The 19,327-nt window shown below is 56.5% G+C and carries 18 protein-coding genes, 1 pseudogene and 1 riboswitch; of the genes and pseudogenes, 13 read left to right on the top strand and 6 right to left on the bottom strand.

Annotated features, from left to right (window positions below; translation table 11 throughout):
- Positions 1 to 48 precede the first annotated feature (48 nt).
- From ASH01S_RS13275 to ASH01S_RS13240, 8 genes are all read left to right on the top strand, one after another.
- Positions 49 to 726: an amino acid ABC transporter permease gene (locus ASH01S_RS13275; protein WP_067928939.1), complete on the top strand. Its 678-nt coding sequence runs from the start codon at positions 49 to 51 to the stop codon at positions 724 to 726.
- Positions 713 to 1,435, top strand: a complete 723-nt coding sequence (locus ASH01S_RS13270) for an amino acid ABC transporter ATP-binding protein (protein ID WP_067928938.1) — start codon at positions 713 to 715, stop codon at positions 1,433 to 1,435. Before ASH01S_RS13275 ends, ASH01S_RS13270 begins: the two co-directional genes overlap by 14 nt.
- A gap of 346 nt (positions 1,436 to 1,781) precedes the next feature.
- Positions 1,782 to 2,732 carry a ubiquinol oxidase subunit II gene (locus ASH01S_RS13265; protein WP_306302866.1) on the top strand — a complete coding sequence of 317 codons (951 nt, stop codon included), beginning with the start codon at positions 1,782 to 1,784 and terminating at the stop codon, positions 2,730 to 2,732.
- Between the two features lie 30 nt (positions 2,733 to 2,762).
- A complete protein-coding gene (gene qoxB, locus ASH01S_RS13260; RefSeq protein WP_067928937.1) occupies positions 2,763 to 4,733 on the top strand; it encodes a cytochrome aa3 quinol oxidase subunit I in 1,971 nt (656 codons plus the stop codon).
- Between the two features lie 2 nt (positions 4,734 to 4,735).
- Positions 4,736 to 5,365, top strand: a complete 630-nt coding sequence (qoxC, locus tag ASH01S_RS13255) for a cytochrome aa3 quinol oxidase subunit III (RefSeq protein ID WP_067928936.1) — start codon at positions 4,736 to 4,738, stop codon at positions 5,363 to 5,365.
- A 1-nt stretch (position 5,366) separates the two neighbouring features.
- The gene (locus ASH01S_RS13250; RefSeq protein ID WP_067928935.1) at positions 5,367 to 5,687 is read left to right on the top strand and encodes a cytochrome o ubiquinol oxidase subunit IV; all 321 of its coding nucleotides are present in this window, start codon (positions 5,367 to 5,369) and stop codon (positions 5,685 to 5,687) included.
- Between the two features lie 104 nt (positions 5,688 to 5,791).
- The gene (locus ASH01S_RS13245; RefSeq protein WP_245629072.1) at positions 5,792 to 6,721 is read left to right on the top strand and encodes a heme o synthase; all 930 of its coding nucleotides are present in this window, start codon (positions 5,792 to 5,794) and stop codon (positions 6,719 to 6,721) included.
- A 93-nt stretch (positions 6,722 to 6,814) separates the two neighbouring features.
- Entirely contained in the window at positions 6,815 to 7,855 is a 1,041-nt protein-coding gene (locus ASH01S_RS13240) for a COX15/CtaA family protein (RefSeq protein ID WP_067928934.1), read from the top strand.
- Here ASH01S_RS13240 and ASH01S_RS13235 read toward each other — a convergent pair.
- The gene (locus tag ASH01S_RS13235; protein WP_067928933.1) at positions 7,788 to 8,537 is read right to left on the bottom strand and encodes a sensor histidine kinase; all 750 of its coding nucleotides are present in this window, start codon (positions 8,535 to 8,537) and stop codon (positions 7,788 to 7,790) included. The genes ASH01S_RS13240 and ASH01S_RS13235 overlap by 68 nt on opposite strands.
- 224 nt (positions 8,538 to 8,761) lie before the next feature.
- Here ASH01S_RS13235 and ASH01S_RS13230 point away from each other — a divergent pair, with 224 nt between their 5' ends.
- Positions 8,762 to 9,457 (top strand): response regulator, encoded by a 696-nt coding sequence (locus ASH01S_RS13230; protein WP_083517151.1) that lies wholly within the window; start codon positions 8,762 to 8,764, stop codon positions 9,455 to 9,457.
- Here the strand turns inward: ASH01S_RS13230 and ASH01S_RS13225 are convergent.
- Complete coding sequence (locus ASH01S_RS13225) at positions 9,454 to 10,152, bottom strand: hypothetical protein (RefSeq protein ID WP_157067138.1); 699 nt, start codon at positions 10,150 to 10,152, stop codon at positions 9,454 to 9,456. The two genes, ASH01S_RS13230 and ASH01S_RS13225, sit on opposite strands and share 4 nt — an antisense overlap.
- A 65-nt stretch (positions 10,153 to 10,217) precedes the next feature.
- Entirely contained in the window at positions 10,218 to 11,531 is a 1,314-nt protein-coding gene (locus tag ASH01S_RS13220) for a hypothetical protein (RefSeq protein ID WP_067928930.1), read from the bottom strand.
- A 484-nt stretch (positions 11,532 to 12,015) separates the two neighbouring features.
- On the opposite strand from ASH01S_RS13220, the gene ASH01S_RS13215 reads away from it, so the two are divergent.
- The 4 genes and pseudogenes from ASH01S_RS13215 (at position 12,016) to ASH01S_RS13200 (ending at position 15,892) form a co-directional block, all read left to right on the top strand.
- Positions 12,016 to 13,293 (top strand): hypothetical protein, encoded by a 1,278-nt coding sequence (locus ASH01S_RS13215; RefSeq protein WP_157067137.1) that lies wholly within the window; start codon positions 12,016 to 12,018, stop codon positions 13,291 to 13,293.
- Positions 13,294 to 13,598: 305 nt separating this feature from the next.
- Positions 13,599 to 14,663, top strand: a complete 1,065-nt coding sequence (locus ASH01S_RS13210; protein ID WP_245629076.1) for a lactonase family protein — start codon at positions 13,599 to 13,601, stop codon at positions 14,661 to 14,663.
- A 244-nt stretch (positions 14,664 to 14,907) separates the two neighbouring features.
- Positions 14,908 to 15,120, top strand: a pseudogene (locus tag ASH01S_RS18560) (transposase); the annotation flags it as partial.
- 82 nt (positions 15,121 to 15,202) lie between these two features.
- Complete coding sequence (locus ASH01S_RS13200; protein WP_067928926.1) at positions 15,203 to 15,892, top strand: DUF190 domain-containing protein; 690 nt, start codon at positions 15,203 to 15,205, stop codon at positions 15,890 to 15,892.
- 100 nt (positions 15,893 to 15,992) lie between these two features.
- On the opposite strand, the gene ASH01S_RS13195 is transcribed toward ASH01S_RS13200, so the two are convergent.
- From ASH01S_RS13195 to ASH01S_RS19040, 3 genes are all read right to left on the bottom strand, one after another.
- On the bottom strand, positions 15,993 to 16,643 hold the full coding sequence (locus ASH01S_RS13195; protein ID WP_067928925.1) for a TerC family protein: 651 nt from the start codon (positions 16,641 to 16,643) through the stop codon (positions 15,993 to 15,995).
- Positions 16,644 to 16,690: 47 nt separating this feature from the next.
- Positions 16,691 to 16,753: riboswitch (Fluoride riboswitch) on the bottom strand.
- A 250-nt stretch (positions 16,754 to 17,003) separates the two neighbouring features.
- A complete protein-coding gene (locus tag ASH01S_RS13190) occupies positions 17,004 to 17,696 on the bottom strand; it encodes a manganese efflux pump MntP (protein WP_245629071.1) in 693 nt (230 codons plus the stop codon).
- Positions 17,697 to 19,031: 1,335 nt separating this feature from the next.
- Positions 19,032 to 19,327 (bottom strand): hypothetical protein (locus ASH01S_RS19040; RefSeq protein ID WP_217996331.1); only part of this gene is annotated, 296 nt, incomplete at its 5' end.

Genomic DNA, 19,327 nt, shown 5'->3' with positions numbered 1-19,327 from the left:
GCCGGGACGGTGGCTGCGCCTTTGTACGAAGGAAGGGGATTGTAACGCATGAACGCGTGGCACACAGCCTTTGTCCAGCTGCCACTGCTGCTGCACGGGCTGCTCAGAACGATTGAGTTTTCTTTGGTGGCCGCTGTTGTCTCCGTTATTCTGGGGCTCATCGCCGCCCTGTGCAAACTGTCCCGATTCGGTGTGCTGCGCGGCATTAGCACGGTATATGTGGAAATATTTCGCGGAACACCGCTCTTGGTCCAGATCTTTTATATGGTGTTTGCGCTGCCTTCTATCATGCCGCTGAACGCGTGGTTCGGCCAAGACTTGTATCCCATCATCGGGGTCTCGGCCGCCCTGGCATTGAACGAGGGGGCCTATGTGACGGAGATTGTCCGGGCCGGAATCCTTGGCGTGGACCGCGGTCAGCGGGAGGCCGCGGAAAGCCTCGGTATGACCGGCTACCAGACCATGCGCCATATTATCCTGCCGCAGGCGTTCAAGCGCATGATTCCGCCGTTGGTGAATCAGTTTGCGCAAACCATCAAGGATACCTCTCTGGTGGCTCCCGTTGGAGTCGTGGACCTGATGTATCAGGGACAGATTACGGTTGCCCAAACCTATGCAGCATTTTCCATCTATACGGTCGTGGCGGCCCTCTATTTTATCGTCATCTTCGCGGTCAGCCGTCTGGCCAACTATTTGGAGAGGAGGCTGCAGATTGATCAGCGTTGAGGACCTGCACAAACAGTTTGGCGACCATCAGGTGTTGCGGGGCATAACGACACGGGTGCAGCCGCAGGAAGTGGTGGTGGTCATTGGACCCTCAGGAGGTGGCAAAAGCACCTTTCTGCGCTGCCTGAACGGATTGGAACGTCCGACCTCCGGTCGAATTGTGGTCGTCGGGCAGGAGATTACAAACCCCAAGACCAACATCGTCAACGTGCGCAAGCAGGTGGGCATGGTATTTCAGCGGTTCAACCTGTTTCATCACCTCACCGCGCTCGACAATATCACGATTGGCCCACGCCAGGTACTCCGCATGCCGGCCGATGAGGCGGAATCCTTGGCGCGTTCTCTGCTGGCCAAGGTCGGGCTGAGCGGCAAAGAGAACAGCTACCCAGACCAGTTGTCGGGCGGTCAGCAACAGCGCGTTGCGATTGCGCGGGCGTTGGCGATGCGGCCGCAGGTCATGCTGTTTGACGAGCCCACGTCCGCGCTGGATCCGGAAATGGTCGGTGAAGTCTTGCAGGTGATGAAGGACCTGGCGCGGGAAGGGATGACGATGGTCATCGTGACCCATGAGATGGGATTTGCTCGCGAGGTCGCGGATAGGGTGTTGTTCATGGATGACGGCTGCATCGTCGAGGAGGGCCAACCCGACGCATTGTTTGCGCATCCCCAGGAGGAGCGAACCCGTGTCTTTTTAAGCAAAGTTCTCTAAAAGAAGACCGTTTTCGGCCAGACCGCCGCCTTGCATGAGGCGCAAGCCTGATGGGGGAGCCCTACTTGAGTGGGCGCCCCCTTTCTGCTGTCCAGGCACTAATACGGACTATGCCTGTAGCACGAAAGGACTATTTCATAAACAGGCCGAGTGCGTCTTACTCTGGTGTTTTGAAGGAAGTATGGTTGACATGGGTTCCGTGCGATCCACGGTCGGATCGAACGAAATGTGACCGAACCTGTCAGGCGCCGTACCGGTGTGATCGGGCGCACAGGCAGCAGAAGGGCGCCGGGCTACCCTTGGCATGAGTGTCAGAACATCGAAGACAGAAAGGAGAGATGGGGCCTTGAGGAGTCGGACACCAAGACGTATGGGAGCGATGGGTCTGACGGCGTTGGCTCTGCTGTTTCTGGCCACCGGATGTGGACCTGAATACATAGTGCTCAACCCGGCAGGACCTGTCGGTCGCGAGGAGTTGCACCTCATTGAGTTATCCACGATTCTTGTGCTCATTGTCATCGTACCCGTATTGGCGTTGTTGGCATTTATTGTCATACGCTACCGGGATCGTCCCGGAAACAAGGCTGGGTATACACCGGAGTGGTCGGAGAGCAAGTGGCTGGAGGTGGTGTGGTGGGGCATCCCGATTGTCATCGTGGGGCTGCTCGGGTACTACACCGGCAAGAGTACATTCTCTCTGGTTCAGCCCCCGGAAAAGGACGTGAAACCCATCACGATTCAGGTCACGTCCCTCGACTGGAAGTGGTTATTCCAGTATCCCGATCAGAAAGTGGCCACGGTCAATTACTGCGAGATTCCCACGGGGGTACCGGTGCAGTTTGTACTCACTTCTGACGCTCCCATGAACTCGTTCTGGGTTCCACAGCTGGGCGGGCAGGAATACACCATGCCCGGTATGGCGATGCGGCTGTGGTTGCAGGCGGATAAGCCGGGCAGCTACTTCGGCACGGGCGCCAACTTCACCGGCAAGGGATTTGCCCACATGCACTTCCAAGTGGTGGCGAAGTCGGACAGCGAATTCAATCAGTGGGTGCAACAAGTGAAGTCGTCCTCGCCAGCCCTGACCATGGCTGGGTACAACAAGCTGAAACAGCCGGGGACCATGGGCACGGCGAGCTACTCGTCGTATCCAAAGAACCTCTTTGACAAGATTGTGTGGAAGAACGGCGGCCGCTACATGCCCGACATGATGATGGACCAAGGTTTGGATGCGAACATGCCCGGCATGAGCGGTATGGGTTCGCAGACTTCCAAGGACTCGAACACGCATTCCTGATGGCGTACTGGCGAAAGGAGTGAACGGTCGATGCCACAATGGCTCCATACGTTTGGGGACCAGTACCTGATGTGGAACGAGGGTCCGCTGATTTGGATTTCGGACGTCCTGATTTTGCTTACAGGTTTTGGGATTGTGTTCGTCCTCACCTATTTTAAAAAGTGGGGATGGTTGTGGCGCGAGTGGTTGACCACCGTTGACCACAAGAAGATTGGCATCATGTACCTGATAGCGTCACTGCTGATGATGTTTCGCGGCGGCGTGGACGCGCTGCTCTTGCGCACGCAGCTGGCGGTGCCCAACAATCACTTTCTGGACGCCGAACACTATGATCAGATCTTCACGACGCACGGCACTATCATGATTCTGTTCATGGCCATGCCGTTCATCTTCGCCTTGTTCAACATCGCGGTGCCGCTGCAGATTGGCGCTCGCGACGTGGCGTTCCCGTACTTGAATGCCATCAGTTTTTGGCTGTTTTTCTTCGGGGCGCTGTTGTTTAACATCTCCTTCGTATTTGGCGGTTCCCCGGACGCGGGCTGGGTCAGCTATCCGCCATTGGCCGGACCGGAGTTTGACAAGGGGCCCGGTGAGAACTTCTATTTGCTCGCGCTGCAGATTTCGGGTATCGGCAGCATCGGTACAGGCATCAACTTCCTGGCAACCATCCTGAAAATGCGGGCGCCTGGGATGACTCTGATGCGGATGCCGTTGTTCACATGGTCAGTTGTGGCGACGTCGTTGGTCATCATCTTCGCCTTTCCAGCATTGACGGTGGCGCTGGCGCTGTTGCTGCTGGATCGGATAGTCGGTACGCACTTTTTCACCATGGCGCACGGCGGCGATCCGATGATGTACATCAACCTGTTCTGGATCTGGGGTCACCCGGAGGTGTACATCGTCATCATGCCGGCTTTCGGGGTGTTCTCCGAGGTTGTGGCGACGTTCTCGCGCAAGCGCGTCTTCGGATACACTTCGATGGTTGCGTCCTTGCTGCTCATCAGCGTCATCAGCTACTTTGTGTGGGCGCACCACTTCTTCACGATGGGCGCGGGCGCCGATGTCAACACCTTCTTTGCCGTGGCGTCAATGGCTGTGGCCATCCCGACCGGTGTGAAGATCTTCAACTGGTTGTTCACGATGTTTCGCGGCCGCATCCGTCTGGAGCTGCCGATGTTGTGGACCATCGCGTTTGTACCGTGCTTCGCCATCGGTGGCGCCACCGGCGTCATGCTGGCGGCTGCGCCGGCTGATTATCAGTACCACAACAGCTACTTCTTGATTGCTCACTTCCACCAGGTGCTGATTGGCGGCGTGGTCTTTGGCATGCTGGCTGGGATGTACTATTGGTGGCCGAAAATGTTCGGCTTCAAGCTGGACGATAGGCTGGGCCGCTACGCCTTCTGGTTCTTTAACATCGGTTTCTATGTGTGCTTCATGCCGCAGTATGCACTGGGCTTTATGGGCATGCAGCGGCGTATGTACGTCTACCCGGCCGACATGGGTTGGAACACGCTGAACCTGGTCTCGACCATCGGCGCGTATCTGATGGGCATCGGCTTCTTGTTCATCGTGGCGCAGGTCCTGTACAGCATCAAGTACGGTGAGCGCGACGTGACGGGCGACATCTGGGATGGACGCACGCTGGAATGGTCGTTGCCGTCGCCGGTCCCGCATTATAACTTTGCGGTCATTCCCACGGTCACCTCGCGTGACGCTTGGTGGGAGATGAAGCAAACGGGTCAAATCCAGGCGTTGCGACCGTCCGCCGATGAGATTGCGCCGATTCACATGCCGAAGAATTCGGGGCGTCCCTTCATTCTCAGTGCCTGCTTCTTCGTGGCTGGATTTGGTTTCGTGTTCGAATGGTTCTGGTTGGCGGCGCTGGGATTGCTCGGTGTGGTCATCTGTCTCATCCTGCGTGCGTTTGAGTACGACGACGAGTATCACATTCCGCCCCACGAGGTCGTTGAGACCGAGTCGGCGCTGGGGAGGTTGTAAGCATGGCGCTCGCAGAAAAACACGTCACACCCGGCGGATCTGCGCGGGCCTCGTCCATAGAGTACCGAGACCCGCACCAGTCCGTCCGCATTATGGGGTTCTGGTTATTTCTCTCGACGGACATGCTGCTGTTCGCGTGTCTGTTTGCCACCTATCTGGTGGTGCGGACGCATACGGATGGCGGTCCGACGCCGCACGAAATTTTTGACGTGCCTGGCTTCACCATCGAGACGTTCTTGCTGTTGACCAGCAGTTTTACCGGCGGATTGGCGACCTTGGCCATGCGCAACGGGCATAAGAAGCAGCTGATGGCGTGGCTTATCGTCACCATGCTGCTCGGACTCGGATTCGTGGGCCTGGAAATCCAAGAGTTCGTGGCAGACGTGGCGGAAGGGGCGACGATGCAGAGGAGCGCGTTCCTGTCGGCGTTTTTCACTCTGGTGGGCACGCACGGCAGTCACGTGTCGCTCGGCATTGGCTGGATGTTCATCACGTTGCTGCAGGTGGCGCGGCGCGGCATCACCGCGGTCACCGCGCGCAAGGTGTTTATCGTCAACCTGTACTGGCACTTCCTCGATGTCGTGTGGGTGTTCATCTTCACGGTTGTCTACTTGTCCGGGGTGGTGATGTAAAATGGAGCGGGGAGCGCAAACAACTCAGCACGGCCACCATTCGCCGACCCTATACATTGTGGGTTACGTGTTGTCCTTGGTGCTGACCGCCATCTCTTTCGTGTTGGCGCTGACGCACGCCATGTCCCTCGGGCCGACGATGTGGATCTTGATGATTCTGGCCGGATTGCAGATCTTGGTACAGCTGTTCTTCTTCATGCACGTTACGGAAGGTGACGGTCCTCCGTACCACTCGGTGACGTTGTTGATAGGTCTGATCTTCACGTTTGCCATCTGTCTGATGTCCATCTGGATTATGACCTTCCATTATCAGTCGTATTGACGGGTCTGGTGCATTTTACCGTCCCAAGGGTCGCACACTGGGAAGAGGCTGGGTAACTCACCCAGTCTCTGACCAAGCCCCTTGATGAGAAAGGAGAATCGTCCATGGCGACGATGTCAGTCGGACGGGCGAAATCGGATGCGGACGTTGTGCAAGTGCCGCGCGGTTGGCTGGACACCGTCAAGGTGTTCATTGAGCTGACAAAGCCGCGAATCATGGTGCTGCTGTTATTCACCGCCTACGCCGCGGCCATCGTCGCGCGAGGGGGCATACCCAGCCTTGGACAAAGCCTCGCGTTGCTGCTGGGTCTGGCTCTGTCGACAGGCGGGGCGGCGGCCGTGAACATGTGGTATGACCGGGACATCGATGCGGTCATGTCGCGGACGGCAAGGCGTCCCTTGCCAATGGGCCGGGTGTCTTCACGGGCGACCCTCGCGTACGGAATCACGTTGGGCGTGTTGTCGGTGGTCGTCCTCTGGGTGTTTGCGAATCCGCTGTCGGCGCTGTTGTCCGCAGCCGGATTTGTCTACTACGCCGTGATTTATACCATGTGGCTCAAGCGTACCACACCGCAAAACATCGTCATTGGTGGTGGCGCGGGCGCGTTTCCGCCACTGGTAGGTTGGGCCGCCGTCACCGGGCACCTGAGCGTGACTGCTTGGGCGCTGTTTGCCATTGTGTTCTTTTGGACGCCGCCACATTTTTGGGCGTTGGCGCTGTATAAGAATGCCGATTACGTACGGGCCGGAATTCCGATGATGCCAGCGGTCCGCGGCGCACGGACCACCAAGCGCCAATGCGTGGGGTACGCCGTGCTCCTGTTGCTGGTTTCACTCGTACCCTGGCTCACCGGTACTGTCCATGCCTGGTACGTCGTTGCCGCAGCGGCCGTGGGCGTGGTCTTTTTGCTGGCCAACCTGCGCATGTGGCGCGAGGCCGACGAGACCACCGTCTGGGCCAAGCGGACGTTTTTATGGTCGCTGCTGGATTTGCCAGCATTGTTCACGCTGCTTGTGGTGGCGAGCCTGGTATGATGGAAACGCGGCTGACCTTGTCCGCAATGAGGAGCCCAGTCGGCGCAAGGCCCACGGGGACACGAGCGCTCGAAATACAGGAGGTTGCCGCAGATGAGTATGCAGGCCATTAAACCCACGTCGGACGGGGCAGCTAAGCCGCGGCAGGGTCGGCTGTTCGGGTTGTCGCTGACCACCCTGATTGTCCTGTTTGTCGCTAATGTGATTGGGTTTACCGATACAGCGACCGGATCGGTCTATGGGTGTGGACACGATTGGCCACTCTGCAAGGGACAACTCATCCCGTCCGTTTGGTCGGAACACACTGCCATCGAGTATGCCCATCGCGTTAGTGTGTTCACGATGGAGATCTTGCTGCTGGTGACCATCATCTGCGCCTGGCGCTGGTACGGCAGACATCGTTGGGTGCGCATCTCGATTGCCTGGATGGTGCTGGGCGTGGTTTTGGAGTCCATACTCGGGGCGCTGGCCGTGTTCGCCATCAATCCACCTGCGCTGATGGCTACGCATATGGGAATCGCCCTTTTGGCGCTGGGTGGTGTAACGGTTATGACAGTGGGAAGCTGGCGAACCGAGCGGGGACAGGGGTGGCGCCCTGAGCTAGCGCACAAGGTTGCACATGGCCGTGACGACGCGAGCTTGGGGAGAACGCTGTATCTTTGGTCATGGTTTGCGCTTGCGTTCTCCTACGTCGCGATTTACGTCGGATCCTATGTCGCCAGCACGGGCGACGGAGCGAGTTTTCGGGGCTGGCCGTTGCCTATGGAGTCGTACCACACGATGCCCCATGTATTTGTCATCGACGTGATGCATCGCGGTCTCGCCCTGGGTCTGCTCCTGGTCACCATCCGACTGGCCATCCTGGGGTATCGATTCCGCACGGTCAGTCGGGGGATTTGCTGCTTCACCGTTCTTTCGGTCGCTCTGATTTGTCTACAGGCATTCAGCGGGGCTTGGCTGATTTTTTCCCATCTGAGCTTACCCGCTTTTCTCACGCACGTCTCCTTCTCTTCGCTGTTGTTCGCGGACCTGTGCGCCCTGACCGCTCTGGGCGCAAACTATCGGATTATGGTTCCGGCCCACGGAGGGGAACCTCAAGTGTTACCACTGTTCCCCGGCCGATCTCGGAGTTGACCTGGCACTTGCCGCCAATCAGTTGACAGCGTTCACGCATGGTCTGAAGCCCATAGTGTCCGGGGGAGGCGGGGATGGACGGGGTGAACCCCCGTCCATCGTCGCTTATGCTGACTGCAATCCCATCCCAATCGACTCCTTCATGTCCGGCCAAGTCCGAAGTGGTCGAGGTACCCGTTCGCCGGACCCGGATCTGCACGCGTTGGGCATGAGCGTGTTTGCATACGTTGGCCAGGGCTTCTTGCACGACACGCAGAATTTGGCTGGTGATGTACGCGTCCAACATTGGGATGGAACCCTCAACGTCAACTTCTATCGTAATGCCGTAGCGCGACTGAAAGTCGGCTGCATAGCGCCGAATGTGACGCAGCAGGTCTTCGTCCGGATCGACCGCGAGGTCGTAGATGGCCTGACGCAGTTCCACCAGGCTTTGATCCAGAATACGGCTGATGGCTCTCACATCCTCCACTGGGATGGGACGGCCCGACTCGCTGTCCGCCACCAAGCGCTTGGCCAACGAACTAGCGTAGGCGAGATCCTGTGAGATACCATCGTGCAAATCACGCGCCAAGCGATGACGTTCCTGTAGTGTATAATGAAGCTCCAGCCTCCGCCGGGCCGATTCACTCAGCTTGTTTCGACGGGCCGTTTGTGACTTTCCGGCTCGGACGACCTCTTCCACCCCATATCCACTCCGTTCCCCGATGGGTGTGCAAGACACACCAGCGAATTCCCTTCTCGTAATTCCCGTAATTCCATTGTAATGAATCGTGCACGGCGGTAGCCAGGGGCTCCCATACGTTGTCACGGTTCCGACACAGTCCGACACGCGCGGCGGGCGTGCACCGGAAGCGCCGAAGCGCTATCATGGATCTTGCCGAGAGGTTTGAAGTGGAGGCGGTAGGTATGGATCTTGGCGAATCAAAAGCCGCCATTGGCGTGTTGGTGGTCGATGACCACGAGCTGTTTCGGCAAGGCGTGCGGGCGATTCTGGAACGCGCGGAGGACATCGCGGTGGTGGGGGAGGCGGCAAACGGCCAGGAAGCTCTGCGACAATGTGCTGAACTCCGTCCGGATGTCGTCTTGATGGACATCAACATGCCGGTGTGCAACGGGTTGGAAGCCACACTGCTGATCAAGCGGCAGTTCCCGGATGTTTCCATACTTATTCTTACCGTGTCGGATGCCGAAGAGACGCTGTTCGAAGCCGTGAAGAACGGTGCTGCCGGATACATTTTGAAAAACGCGGGGCCCACCGAAGTGATGGAAGCCGTCCGTCGGGTGCACGCCGGGGAACCTGTCATCCCTGGTAACTTGGCCATGCGCATCATTACCGAGCTCAACAACCCACAGCCCGCCAGTCAAGCCGAAGGAGTCGAAAAGCTGACCGACCGTGAGGTCGAAGTGTTGCGGCACTTGAGCGTCGGGGCCAGCAACCGCGACATCGCTCGCGCTCTGTTCATCAGCGAAAACACGGTGCGCAACCATGTACGCAATATCCTGGACAAGCTGCACTTGAACAACCGGGCACAGGCGGCCGCCTATGCGGTTCGGGAGGGATATACGATTCCCGGTCAAGGGGATGACGCATCGCAGAGCTAGCGCCGCTTTCTCTGCATCTCTTCTTGTTCAATTTCTGTAAAGAGCGCCTCCAAGCGGGACAGTTCGTCCGTGGCTTTCTTGAGTTCCTGACTGGTGTGTTCCTCGTGCAGTGGAAAGAGCAGGAAGCGCACAGCGGCCAGAGATGTGCGGATTTCGTTGACAACGGCCCAGGGCAGAATCTGGGGTTCATGGCCGTCGTAGCTGGTTAACAACCGTTGTTTCGCCTGTTCCTGCTGTTGCTTGTGGCGAAAGCCGAGCCATGCGCTGCAGCCGTACCCCACGCATTGCAGCAAAACCGGCGACACACTCCAATTCGTCCCCAATCCCACGCCGAGTCCGATGTCCGCGCCGGTACACGCGATGCCGCAGAGCAGAGAAACGGTCAGACCCATGAAATAACTCAGAGCACCGACGGCCGCCATGCCCAGGACAAACCACGCGAACCCGGACACCAATCCCCACACGCACAGACCGACGAGGACGAGAGCCATCAACAGGTTGAAGCGTCTCTGCAGGAAATCAATCAGCCAGGCGTCCATGCGTGCGAACGCGTGGCGGGGTCGATGCCACCTATCGGACCATTTCACGACGGAAATCACCGGGCTTTCCATGAGGTTGTTGCGGCGCCACCAGATGGTGGACCAAGCGTGTTGGGCGGAAACCCACCTCATTCTACAGTATTGTACAGCTTTCAAAACTTTCACTCCAGTTCCATGGGAACTAGTCATTGCCTAGTCCGAACGGACCATAGCGCCCGTTTTCATCGATCAGCGGTCGGGTCTTCAACCGGTCTTGGGCCGCCGATGGTCAGTACGTGGCACAGCGCCGTGAACAGGATGAGTGCGCCCGCGGTGGTCAGTGTCGCGCTGACGCAGGCTCCGGCCTGCAGCCATGGAAGGGGCACAAATCCGCAGACTAGCATGCCACCGCATAGTGTACCCAGGGCGTACAGAGTCAGAGCGGCGCGTGCGCGGCCCGGCGGCACCATGTCGTCGATGAGCGGAGCGGACTTGCGCTCGGGCCGCTTGCTGAAGCGGTACTCAAACCAAAGAAAGGGTACGATTTTTTGCGCATAGGCGAAGACCAGTGGGACCAGACCGGCAAACAAAAATAGGTACGCCGCCAGCACCAGCAAGCGCAGGTTGGGGGCAGCCGCACAGACCGCCAGCAGGGCTTCGCTGACAAGCGTCACACAAAGGGCTGCCAACGCTACCCGCAACGGAAACACTATGCGCTTTCGTTTGCGGGCCGTCACGATGCGTCCCATATCCAGGCTGAACAGGCCCAAGCCGACGACAACGGCCAGCGCGCAAAGGAACTCCACGGCTCGCATCCAGAAGGCGCCGGATGCGGACAAGGTAGGCTGCAGGTGCTGGAAAAAATGGCATCCGGCCAGAAGGCCACAGCCTACGAAATAGAACACCCCGGCCCGGGTCAGCGATGCGCGGTAGCCGTGACTGAGTACGAACATCGGGACAAACTTGTAGGAGATGACCATGACCAGTCCGCCCCAAAACACAAGCCCGCCCAGAACCGCATGGGTGAGCAGGAGGTGGCTGTCGACGCCCGTAGGCCGGGCCGCCTGGTCCAGTCCAAAAAGGATGGTGAAGACAAGCCCGAGAATGGGAATGCCCAACATACGGTGAACCGGCGTACGGTTGCGTGCGTGTTTGTAGCTTCTGTGATACAGAAAATGGAGAAACGCGAGCAAACCAGCCAACACCCCAAGGCCACCCAAGGTGGTCAGCCACCTCCAGTGCGCGACAAAGCCCAGCAACAATCCGGCCGTGGAGGCAAGGTGCAGGGGGAGGTGCCAGTAGAGAATATGGCGCGGCATCGGCGGTGCCTGAAACGCGATGGGAACGACCTGATACAACACCCCATAAGCCACCGTGAGCATGAATCCGAGCAAGACGCCGTGCAGCACACTTACCGTTGCCCATCCCCACCACTGGCCGCCGACCCACTCCGGCATGGCCCACCCGGTCGCGGCCAGGCAGGTAACGGCGATAAACAGCCCGGCGAGAAGGTAGGTGACGGTGGCGGAAAGGTGCTTTTTTGTCGATGTTTGCACAGATACTGCCCCCAGTCCGGTTCTGCATCTGTCTACAGTCTACCCGAACGCAGAGACAAGTGGAGACGAAAACGGGTAGGTTTGCATGCGCGCCATCGACCACGGACAACCAGCCCTTGTGGACGGGTCGATATGGTCTAAAAGAACTACGCTCGATTGCGCGCATCCGTACTGGCCTCTGCGCGAGTTTCGCCGTTACGATAAGATGAAAAATGGATAACCGTCTTGCGTTACGTTCCATGGGCGGGCGTTCCAGCGTCAGCCATCCTTTATACGGCAAGGTCGGGGAGCCTTTGACCATCACGTTTGTCAACGCGGGTCCCCACGAGATCGCGGCGTTTCATGTGGATTCGTCACTTTGCCGAAGAACACGGCCAAGCAGCGGAAGGTGGCGTGCCTATTCGGCTGCCTGTGACACACAACGAGCTGGCACGGTGGACGTGGCGGACCGGGCGGCATGGCGGCATGATGGGAGCGGATGCAGGTGAAGACGGTGGTGGTTCCACCCGTGGCGAAGGCGTTCATCGCCTTGGCCGGGGTGCATTTTTTGGTGGGTTCAGTTCTGGGGGCGGTGATGGCCGCCCATGCCGAGGCGGCGGATGTTCTGGCGGTGCATGCGGAGATCAACCCTTTTGGCTGGTTGACCATGATGATGTATGGCATGACCTACGCGGTGCTCCGCGTGTCCGCCGGCCTGCAGCCACCGTGGCGGGTGCTGGGGTGGATACACCTGGTTGTCGCCGAAGCCGGCGTTCTCGCAATACTGTTCGGCAGTCTTGGCCATCAAAATGCGCTTTCCGTCTTCGGTGATGTGTTGCAAGCAGCCGCTCCAGTGGTTTTTCTGCTGAACATCCTCAGCGCGGTGATGGCCGCCCGCCGCGGTCCGGCGAACAGGCCCGGTGCGGACGTTCTGCCCACAACCGTACAGTTTCTCGGCCGCTCCCCGCGTTGGCGCCAGTCTGATGGCGTCGCCCAGCGAGGTACAGATCTCGCGCTGATGGCGCTCATCGCGGCCACCGTATGGATAGCTGCGCAAAGCCTGCGCCATGGGCATCGCGTGTGGCTCGAGTGGCCAATCCCGGCTCATTTGTTGGTGCAGGGATGGGTGGGAGGAACACTCATGGCGGTGTCTTTGCATTTATTCCCGCGCCTGACCGCAAGGGCGGCTCCGGTCGCGGTTGCAAAAACCGTGCAGGTGCTCTGGGGCCTGTCGCTGCTGGCGGCTGTGGCCGGGGTCGTGTGGGGCACGCAGGCGCTCCGGGCGGCCAGCGCGTTCTTTGGCGCGGCGGTGGCGATTCAGTCCCTACTGCAGGTCGGAGGGCTGTGGCGGGCGGCGGACGCTGGCAATCGCCTCACCGGTGCGGCGCGCTGGGCGTGGTGGGGGGCGGCACTGTACGCGCTCGCCTTGGGATTGTGGCTGCTCTTCGGGCAAGACGTGGACTCGGCGGCCGCCATGCATCTGTTGTTTCTCGGCTGGGCGACGACCTTGGTGTACGCGGTGGGATATACCCTGTTTCCGCTGCTGTTGGGGATTTGCCAGGCCAACCGAGGATGGGCGTACGCGCAGGTCATGGCCTCCCTCGTCGGCACCTTGTTGCTGGTTTTCTCCCTGTCTCCAAACGTGGCATCGGCCCTGTCGTCTCCTGCGGCCTCAACGCTCTTGTCTGCTTTGGGTGGCATTTTGGCGGCCTCGGGCGCCTACGCCTTCATCCTGTATCTGCTGTTGAGTCTGGTGAGTGCCCGCGCGAATAGTCGTCAATAGTGGCCAAGCTGCGCTCCAGAAACCGTTCGAACGAGAGCAGGCAACAGCGCCATGTCGTTCCGTCGCATACGTTGGTCACTTCCACCACATCGCGACAACCGTGGTCGCAAATCCGATCCGTCGCAGGCATGATAGTGGTCAGCAGCACGGCTTTCTCCATGTCCATGCCGGTCCTCCCATGGACGCGCGGTCTGATAGGATTTCACATCTGGATGCGCGCCCATCTACATCATGGCCCGCTATGGAATGGATACATACTCGGATTGGGAAATTCCAAAAGAGAGAGGGGTTAGATTTTGCGCGTGATGGGTTCCAAGCATTCGGCTCAGCGACTGGACGTGTTCGTTGGGTCCTATTCGGCCGCTGACGATCCGGGCGTGCACTGGATCGAGTGGAATCTTGCGACAGGAGAACTCACCATCGTGGATTCGCTCGCGGGCATTGAGAATCCGTCCTTCTTGGCTGTGCACCCGAGCGGAGGTACGCTGTACTGCGTGAGCGAAACCCAACACGGCCAAGCTGTCGTCGTGCAGGTGGACCGCTCCCATCGCCGGCTGTGCCAGCTGGGGCGCGTGTCCACCGGTGGGGCGGCCCCTTGTTACATCCAGTTGACCGCAGACGCTCGCTTTATGACGGTAGCCAATTACGAAGGAGGCAGCATCTGCATATTTCCGTTGCAAGACAGAAGAGCCATCGGTGAGCGAAGCGCGTTCGTGCGCCATCAAGGACACGGGACGCGGTCGGATCGACAGGCAGGCCCGCATCCGCACAGCGCGGTGCCGGATGCGGCCTCAAACTGGGTGTTGGTGCCGGATTTGGGGTTGGATACGGTTGTGGTGTACCATCTGGATGCATCGACTGGCCAACTGTGTGCGCACAGCACAGCCTCCACACCCGCTGGCACAGGTCCGCGGCACCTCGTGTTTCACCCGTTCTTGCCGATGGTCTATGTGTGTTGTGAACTTGACTCGACGCTGGTGGCCTACGATTGGGACCCAAGCAGCGGTCGCTTGTCGACCCACGCGACATACCCGCTGCTGCCGCGGAACTTCTCAGCCCCCAGCACGGCTGCCGACGTGCACATTACGCCCGACGGGCGGTTTCTTTACGCCTCCAATCGCGGGCACGACACGTTGGCATGTTACGGGGTTGATGCGGCCGGTCATCTCCAATACCTCTGCCACGTCCCCACGCACGGTCGTACGCCACGCCACTTTGCGATCTCACCGAGAGGCGATTATTTGATGGTCGCGAACCAGGACAGTGATGACCTGAGGGTGTTTGCGCTTGATGAGCGAGGGATTCCACGGCCCACCGGGGACATCCTGACAGTGCACAGCCCTGTGTGTATACGGTTCTGGCCAGAATAGCCGAAAACGCCCTGCTGGACGATGCCGGCGGATACCTGCGAACAATGGTGGGGGAGAGACGGCGCTGAACCGAATCCAGAGCGGAGCAATGAAGGGCCATGTCTGTAGCGGCTGCATTCACTTCACGTACAGATGGCAAAGATATTTTGGAGTGGTATCATGGCAACATTTCCGGGCGTGATCCCGAATTTCGTGGAAATTTGAAAGTGGCGGTCTCCTGACCCTGTTTGGTATAACGGGTTAGGGCAAGAAGCAGGTACGAGGCGTGTGGCGCGGAGCCACCGAGAACGCCGCGGTGTGCAAGGTATTCCTGTCCGACCTCGTGGAACGTGGCCTGAAGACCAACGACGGAATCCTGGTCGTGATTGACGGGAACAAGGCACTGCGGGCAGCGGTACGAGATGTTCCTGATGACACGGCGATTGTCCAACACTGTCAGGTGCACAAAGAGCGCAGTAAATCGAATTAGGCAGCTTTTTCTTGGGTGGATTGTTGCTCGTTTGGTCGATTCAACAGATTCAACATGTGAGGTGAATGCGTTGAAGCGAGAGGGATTGTTGCAGATTCTACTTCATGAGAGTGACAGAAAGGGATTATTTGGCCGACTGATATTTGAAGATGTAGTTCGATACCTCTGGCGGTCTGGAGCTCCAGGCGTTACCGTTTACCGTAGTGAAGAAGGCCTGGACAAGCAGGGTCACATTCAGAATATGCATTCCGAATACATGTCGGAGCAACTCCCCATTAAGGTCGAAGTCTTTGCTAACCAAGAGGAGCTTCAAGATATCATGGAACACCTTCATAAAGAAATTCAGGACGCTCGTGGACAAGCCTTCATGGTGCCGGAAGCGTGGAATGTCAAACAAGAGGACTGGAGAGGAGAGAACCCCGAAATGCAGAATGATTCCCTTCTCAAGGTTTTTATGAAAGAGGAGGACGAATACAACGGCACTCCGTTGTACCACGCATTTGTGCGGGAATTACAGAAGCTTGATATCCAGTGGGTGAATGTGATTCGTGCTCTAGAAGGGTTTGGCCAAGATCACGTGATTCGTAAGACCAAAATGTTTCAGTTTGCGAACCATTCACCGGTCGTTCTAGAGGCAGTTCTTTCCGCATCCAAGGTTCACCAGACATTGGAGACACTAAAGCCTTTCATCCAGGCAGCGTCCGGTCCGGCGATCTTGTTGAGTGGCAACCTCGTTGCGTCCCCAGCGGGCAAGGGATGAGACCCCGTGAGCACGTATGAGCACGTATGATGGAATATGGCATGATTGTATGAGGACATTTCATGAATTCTATCTCATGAATTTTGTCTGAGGCAGACATTTACAGGTGTCGTTGATGAGACTGGCGTCGGATCACGAGCAGGTTTACAAAGAATGCCATCATGACTATGAATAGGGTGATTATGAGCTGCGGAAATGGAAAGATGGTATTGTTACTCGTGATTTTCCATCCAGGTGTCTCAAGAATCAATCCGCCGGCCGCCCATGCCATCATTCCCGAACCAAGTATGCGTATCCAATGATGTCTTTCAAATTGGTCCGACAGGAAGAGAGAGGTAATGATGAAGAGGGGAATGGTTATCAGTGAAAAAGAAATAAACCAAAAGTATTGTCCTTTTAGTTCCGAACCTAGCCAGATCACATTGTCTAAGTTTCCAAGTGCTGTATACATGAACACCTTCCATATCACGCTGATGTTGCTGTTGGAACGACTTGTCGACGGTATCATCAGTGCACGGATGGACATCCATATCAGCACCAAGATGACAAGGATGCGAAAGGTCACGTTCGAGAGAAGTTGGCCCACTCCAATGGTTGCCAAAATCTGATAAATACTGAGGGCACTGCCGACCACGATCATGGTTTCTTTCTTATGCTTCCCAGAGGTCCAGGATAGAACCATGCCTGCAAACAATGCATTGTCGATGGCAACGATAAGACTGATGAGCCCTAATGCAAGTTGATTTGACATCGGTTCCCCTCCAAACATCAGAGGGCTCCTACCGCGCTGGCTTCGTCAGCTCGGTAGGAGCCATCAGTCCCAATCGAACAGTGCCGGCGAGCCCCATCGCCTATAATCTTGGTTTCGACAATGTATGTCTATGTGATAGATGGGACATGTATGACCTGAACAGCCTCCGAGAAGCGATAAAGGGAATTGATTATAACATGCGCAAGTTGCCTTCCTGAATAACGGTATTGTTTCCGCATTCGCAAGTCTTTTCCCCAACTAGTTAAAAATTGAGTGAAAAATCAGGACTAAGCCCCAACCAATAAATGTGAGTCCAACGATGAATCCAATCCAATGGGGAAGTGGGTCTTTCAACATGAATCACCATGAGGACAAGACTTGATGAATGCCGACCACGATGAGCAAGAGCCCCGCTATCAGGGAAGAGTATTTGCCTAGAATTTTGGACAGAACGCCAATCCCAACAATATTTCCAATCCAAATCGCAATGTATCCCCAGAGAGCAATGGTCAGGGCCGCTATCCACAGCATAGTGCTATTTGTATTGGATATCGTTACACCAAATCCACTGGCAACGTTTGTGAGGGACAAAGTCCAACCCAGCATGACTCCTTGTTTCCATCCGGGCCTCTCGATCTTCATTTGCCACTTGTTTGTGGAAATACGTGGGTGTACATAGGCTGAATACCAGAAGAATAGACCAATTATACACAAAGCGATGCATGCAGCCCAAGCAGCGACGTCCGGAGAGATATACCAAGAAATCACTTCTCCGACGTAAGCGCCAAGAAGGGCCGTGACAAATCCAATCGCATTGACGATGGCATTGACCCAGTGTGGGAACCTGATCTTCTTGCTTCCGTAAGCAATCCCGACACCACAATTATCCAAGTTGGCCCCGATACCAATGAGATTCGCTACGATAAACGCATGCATCCACCCCATGGTTTCCACCGTCCCTTCATCGTGTTTTTGACTGCAGAGGGTGGGCGTGCATGCGGTGGGCATGTCACCATGATCCCGTTCTAGTGACACCCAGACAGCAATCCCCAACGCGCCTCCGCCATTCGGTACACGGTATTGGGTTGGGCTTGTATGTGAACGGGACAAAGTAACCAAGCCATTTGCCGCTTTGTCGGCACAAGCTTCGCAATCGATTGTGATATATTTGTGATATGATGATATGATGTGATATGATAATATGATTGGATGAGATCGGAGCAGCCAGGTCCGGGGCCAGAGGTGTATCGATGCATACGTCCATCTTGAATGAGGTGTCGGACGACACAAAAGCCCTAAATCTGATTCAGTCAGAAAAACCATCTAAAATCAAAGTTTATTCTCAATTGTTACCGTCGATTGGATTTGTACTTATCGGCGGGACTACTATAGGAGACTCTGTTGATCGGCGCAAAATTATTCTGCTGGCCACTAATGGTCAGACCGTAATGTCCGGGACGTTCGTAGCACAGGCATTCTGTGGTCTGGGGTAGGTCTGGCTGTTATACAGCCTCCTCATCGTGCAGTCCCTGCTCAGCTCGCTTAACGTTTCAGCACGTCGGACCTTTATGCCCAGACTGCTACCCAGGGAACAGATGCGAGCCGGCGCAACGATCAACATGGCCTTCATGAGATTCAGTACGTTTTATTTTCGGCAACAGGTTTGCTACAGGGGCATTCCCTGCCGACTTTAGTGTCACTGTCCTCGGGACACCCACGGCACCCGTTCCAACACGATGCACCCTCGGGGGGAACCCGCAGGCACTAGGTTTGCTCATGGGGGCTCCAGCAGTTGGAGGCCTAATTGGGTGAATTCTATCCGGACCGCTCAGACACATTTCACGTGAGGATTGGGCAATCCTAATGTGTAGCCCCGGTACAGACTAACATGCCAGATCGGTACCGTGCCCGGGTTAACGGAGTTGAATTTCTGCTCGGATCTGGGGGACCACAACTCGGCGACTTCCGGGCCGGCGTAGGCTGAGTATCGCTTTAGCAGAGGCACCGGATGCGTAAATTTTGTTAATTACGTCTAGTTGACCTGACCGCCCGGGTTTAGGTAAAGGCCAGTTTAAGCTTCACGGTGGTGTCAATCAGCGCCAAAACGTCCGATAATATATATTATGTTAACTAGTTTTGTTCGAGTATCATGTATGTTGTTGGCGGAGTCGGTTAATTACTCGAACGCTTTGATGACAGTACATGTGAAAACAACATTTACGCCTTCCTTGGCGGTATTATCATCACCATCAGAAGGTGTCTCAAGAATTCATACGCGGTATTGTTTCTCATACAGAAACCATGAGACTATGCGTAAAATAATCGGGATTAACATAATTGACGATAAAATGTAGAAAGACTCAAACAAAAGCCAGATCATTATGATCACTATGCAGAGCACATTGAATCCGAGGCTGTTGACCACATCCTGCCCATCAAAAAAACTTCTTTTCCTCGTGCAGCCGCTGCATAAAAGTCATTATGCAAGGGTTTCATGGATACGATGAGATTATTCTTATCCTCAATTGGTCGTCCACACATGACGCAATGGTTCTCTTTGGACATCATATATCCTCCTCGTATCATGGTCATAGAAGTTCTTTTTCGTTGAATTTCCAGATGGCCCAGGCCATCTGGAACAACGTTGAAGAATTTCCAGAGCCGGCTCTTATCCCTCATCCTAA

The organism is Alicyclobacillus shizuokensis NBRC 103103, from assembly GCF_001552255.1.
Classification (GTDB): Bacteria; Bacillota; Bacilli; order Alicyclobacillales; family Alicyclobacillaceae; genus Alicyclobacillus_G; species Alicyclobacillus_G shizuokensis.
This window is presented reverse-complemented; position numbering and strand designations above follow the sequence as displayed.

What these genes read in the sequence shown, in the direction of transcription:
- ASH01S_RS13275 (WP_067928939.1), top strand. Translation starts at nt 49, where the DNA reads ATGAACGCGTGGCACACAGCCTTTGTCCAGCTGCCACTGCTGCTGCAC.
- qoxB (WP_067928937.1), top strand. Translation starts at nt 2,763, where the DNA reads ATGCCACAATGGCTCCATACGTTTGGGGACCAGTACCTGATGTGGAAC.
- qoxC (WP_067928936.1), top strand. Translation starts at nt 4,736, where the DNA reads ATGGCGCTCGCAGAAAAACACGTCACACCCGGCGGATCTGCGCGGGCC.
- ASH01S_RS13250 (WP_067928935.1), top strand. Translation starts at nt 5,367, where the DNA reads ATGGAGCGGGGAGCGCAAACAACTCAGCACGGCCACCATTCGCCGACC.
- ASH01S_RS13245 (WP_245629072.1), top strand. Translation starts at nt 5,792, where the DNA reads ATGGCGACGATGTCAGTCGGACGGGCGAAATCGGATGCGGACGTTGTG.
- ASH01S_RS13240 (WP_067928934.1), top strand. Translation starts at nt 6,815, where the DNA reads ATGAGTATGCAGGCCATTAAACCCACGTCGGACGGGGCAGCTAAGCCG.
- ASH01S_RS13230 (WP_083517151.1), top strand. Translation starts at nt 8,762, where the DNA reads ATGGATCTTGGCGAATCAAAAGCCGCCATTGGCGTGTTGGTGGTCGAT.
- ASH01S_RS13210 (WP_245629076.1), top strand. Translation starts at nt 13,599, where the DNA reads ATGGGTTCCAAGCATTCGGCTCAGCGACTGGACGTGTTCGTTGGGTCC.
- ASH01S_RS13195 (WP_067928925.1), bottom strand. Translation starts at nt 16,643, where the DNA reads ATGTCAAATCAACTTGCATTAGGGCTCATCAGTCTTATCGTTGCCATC.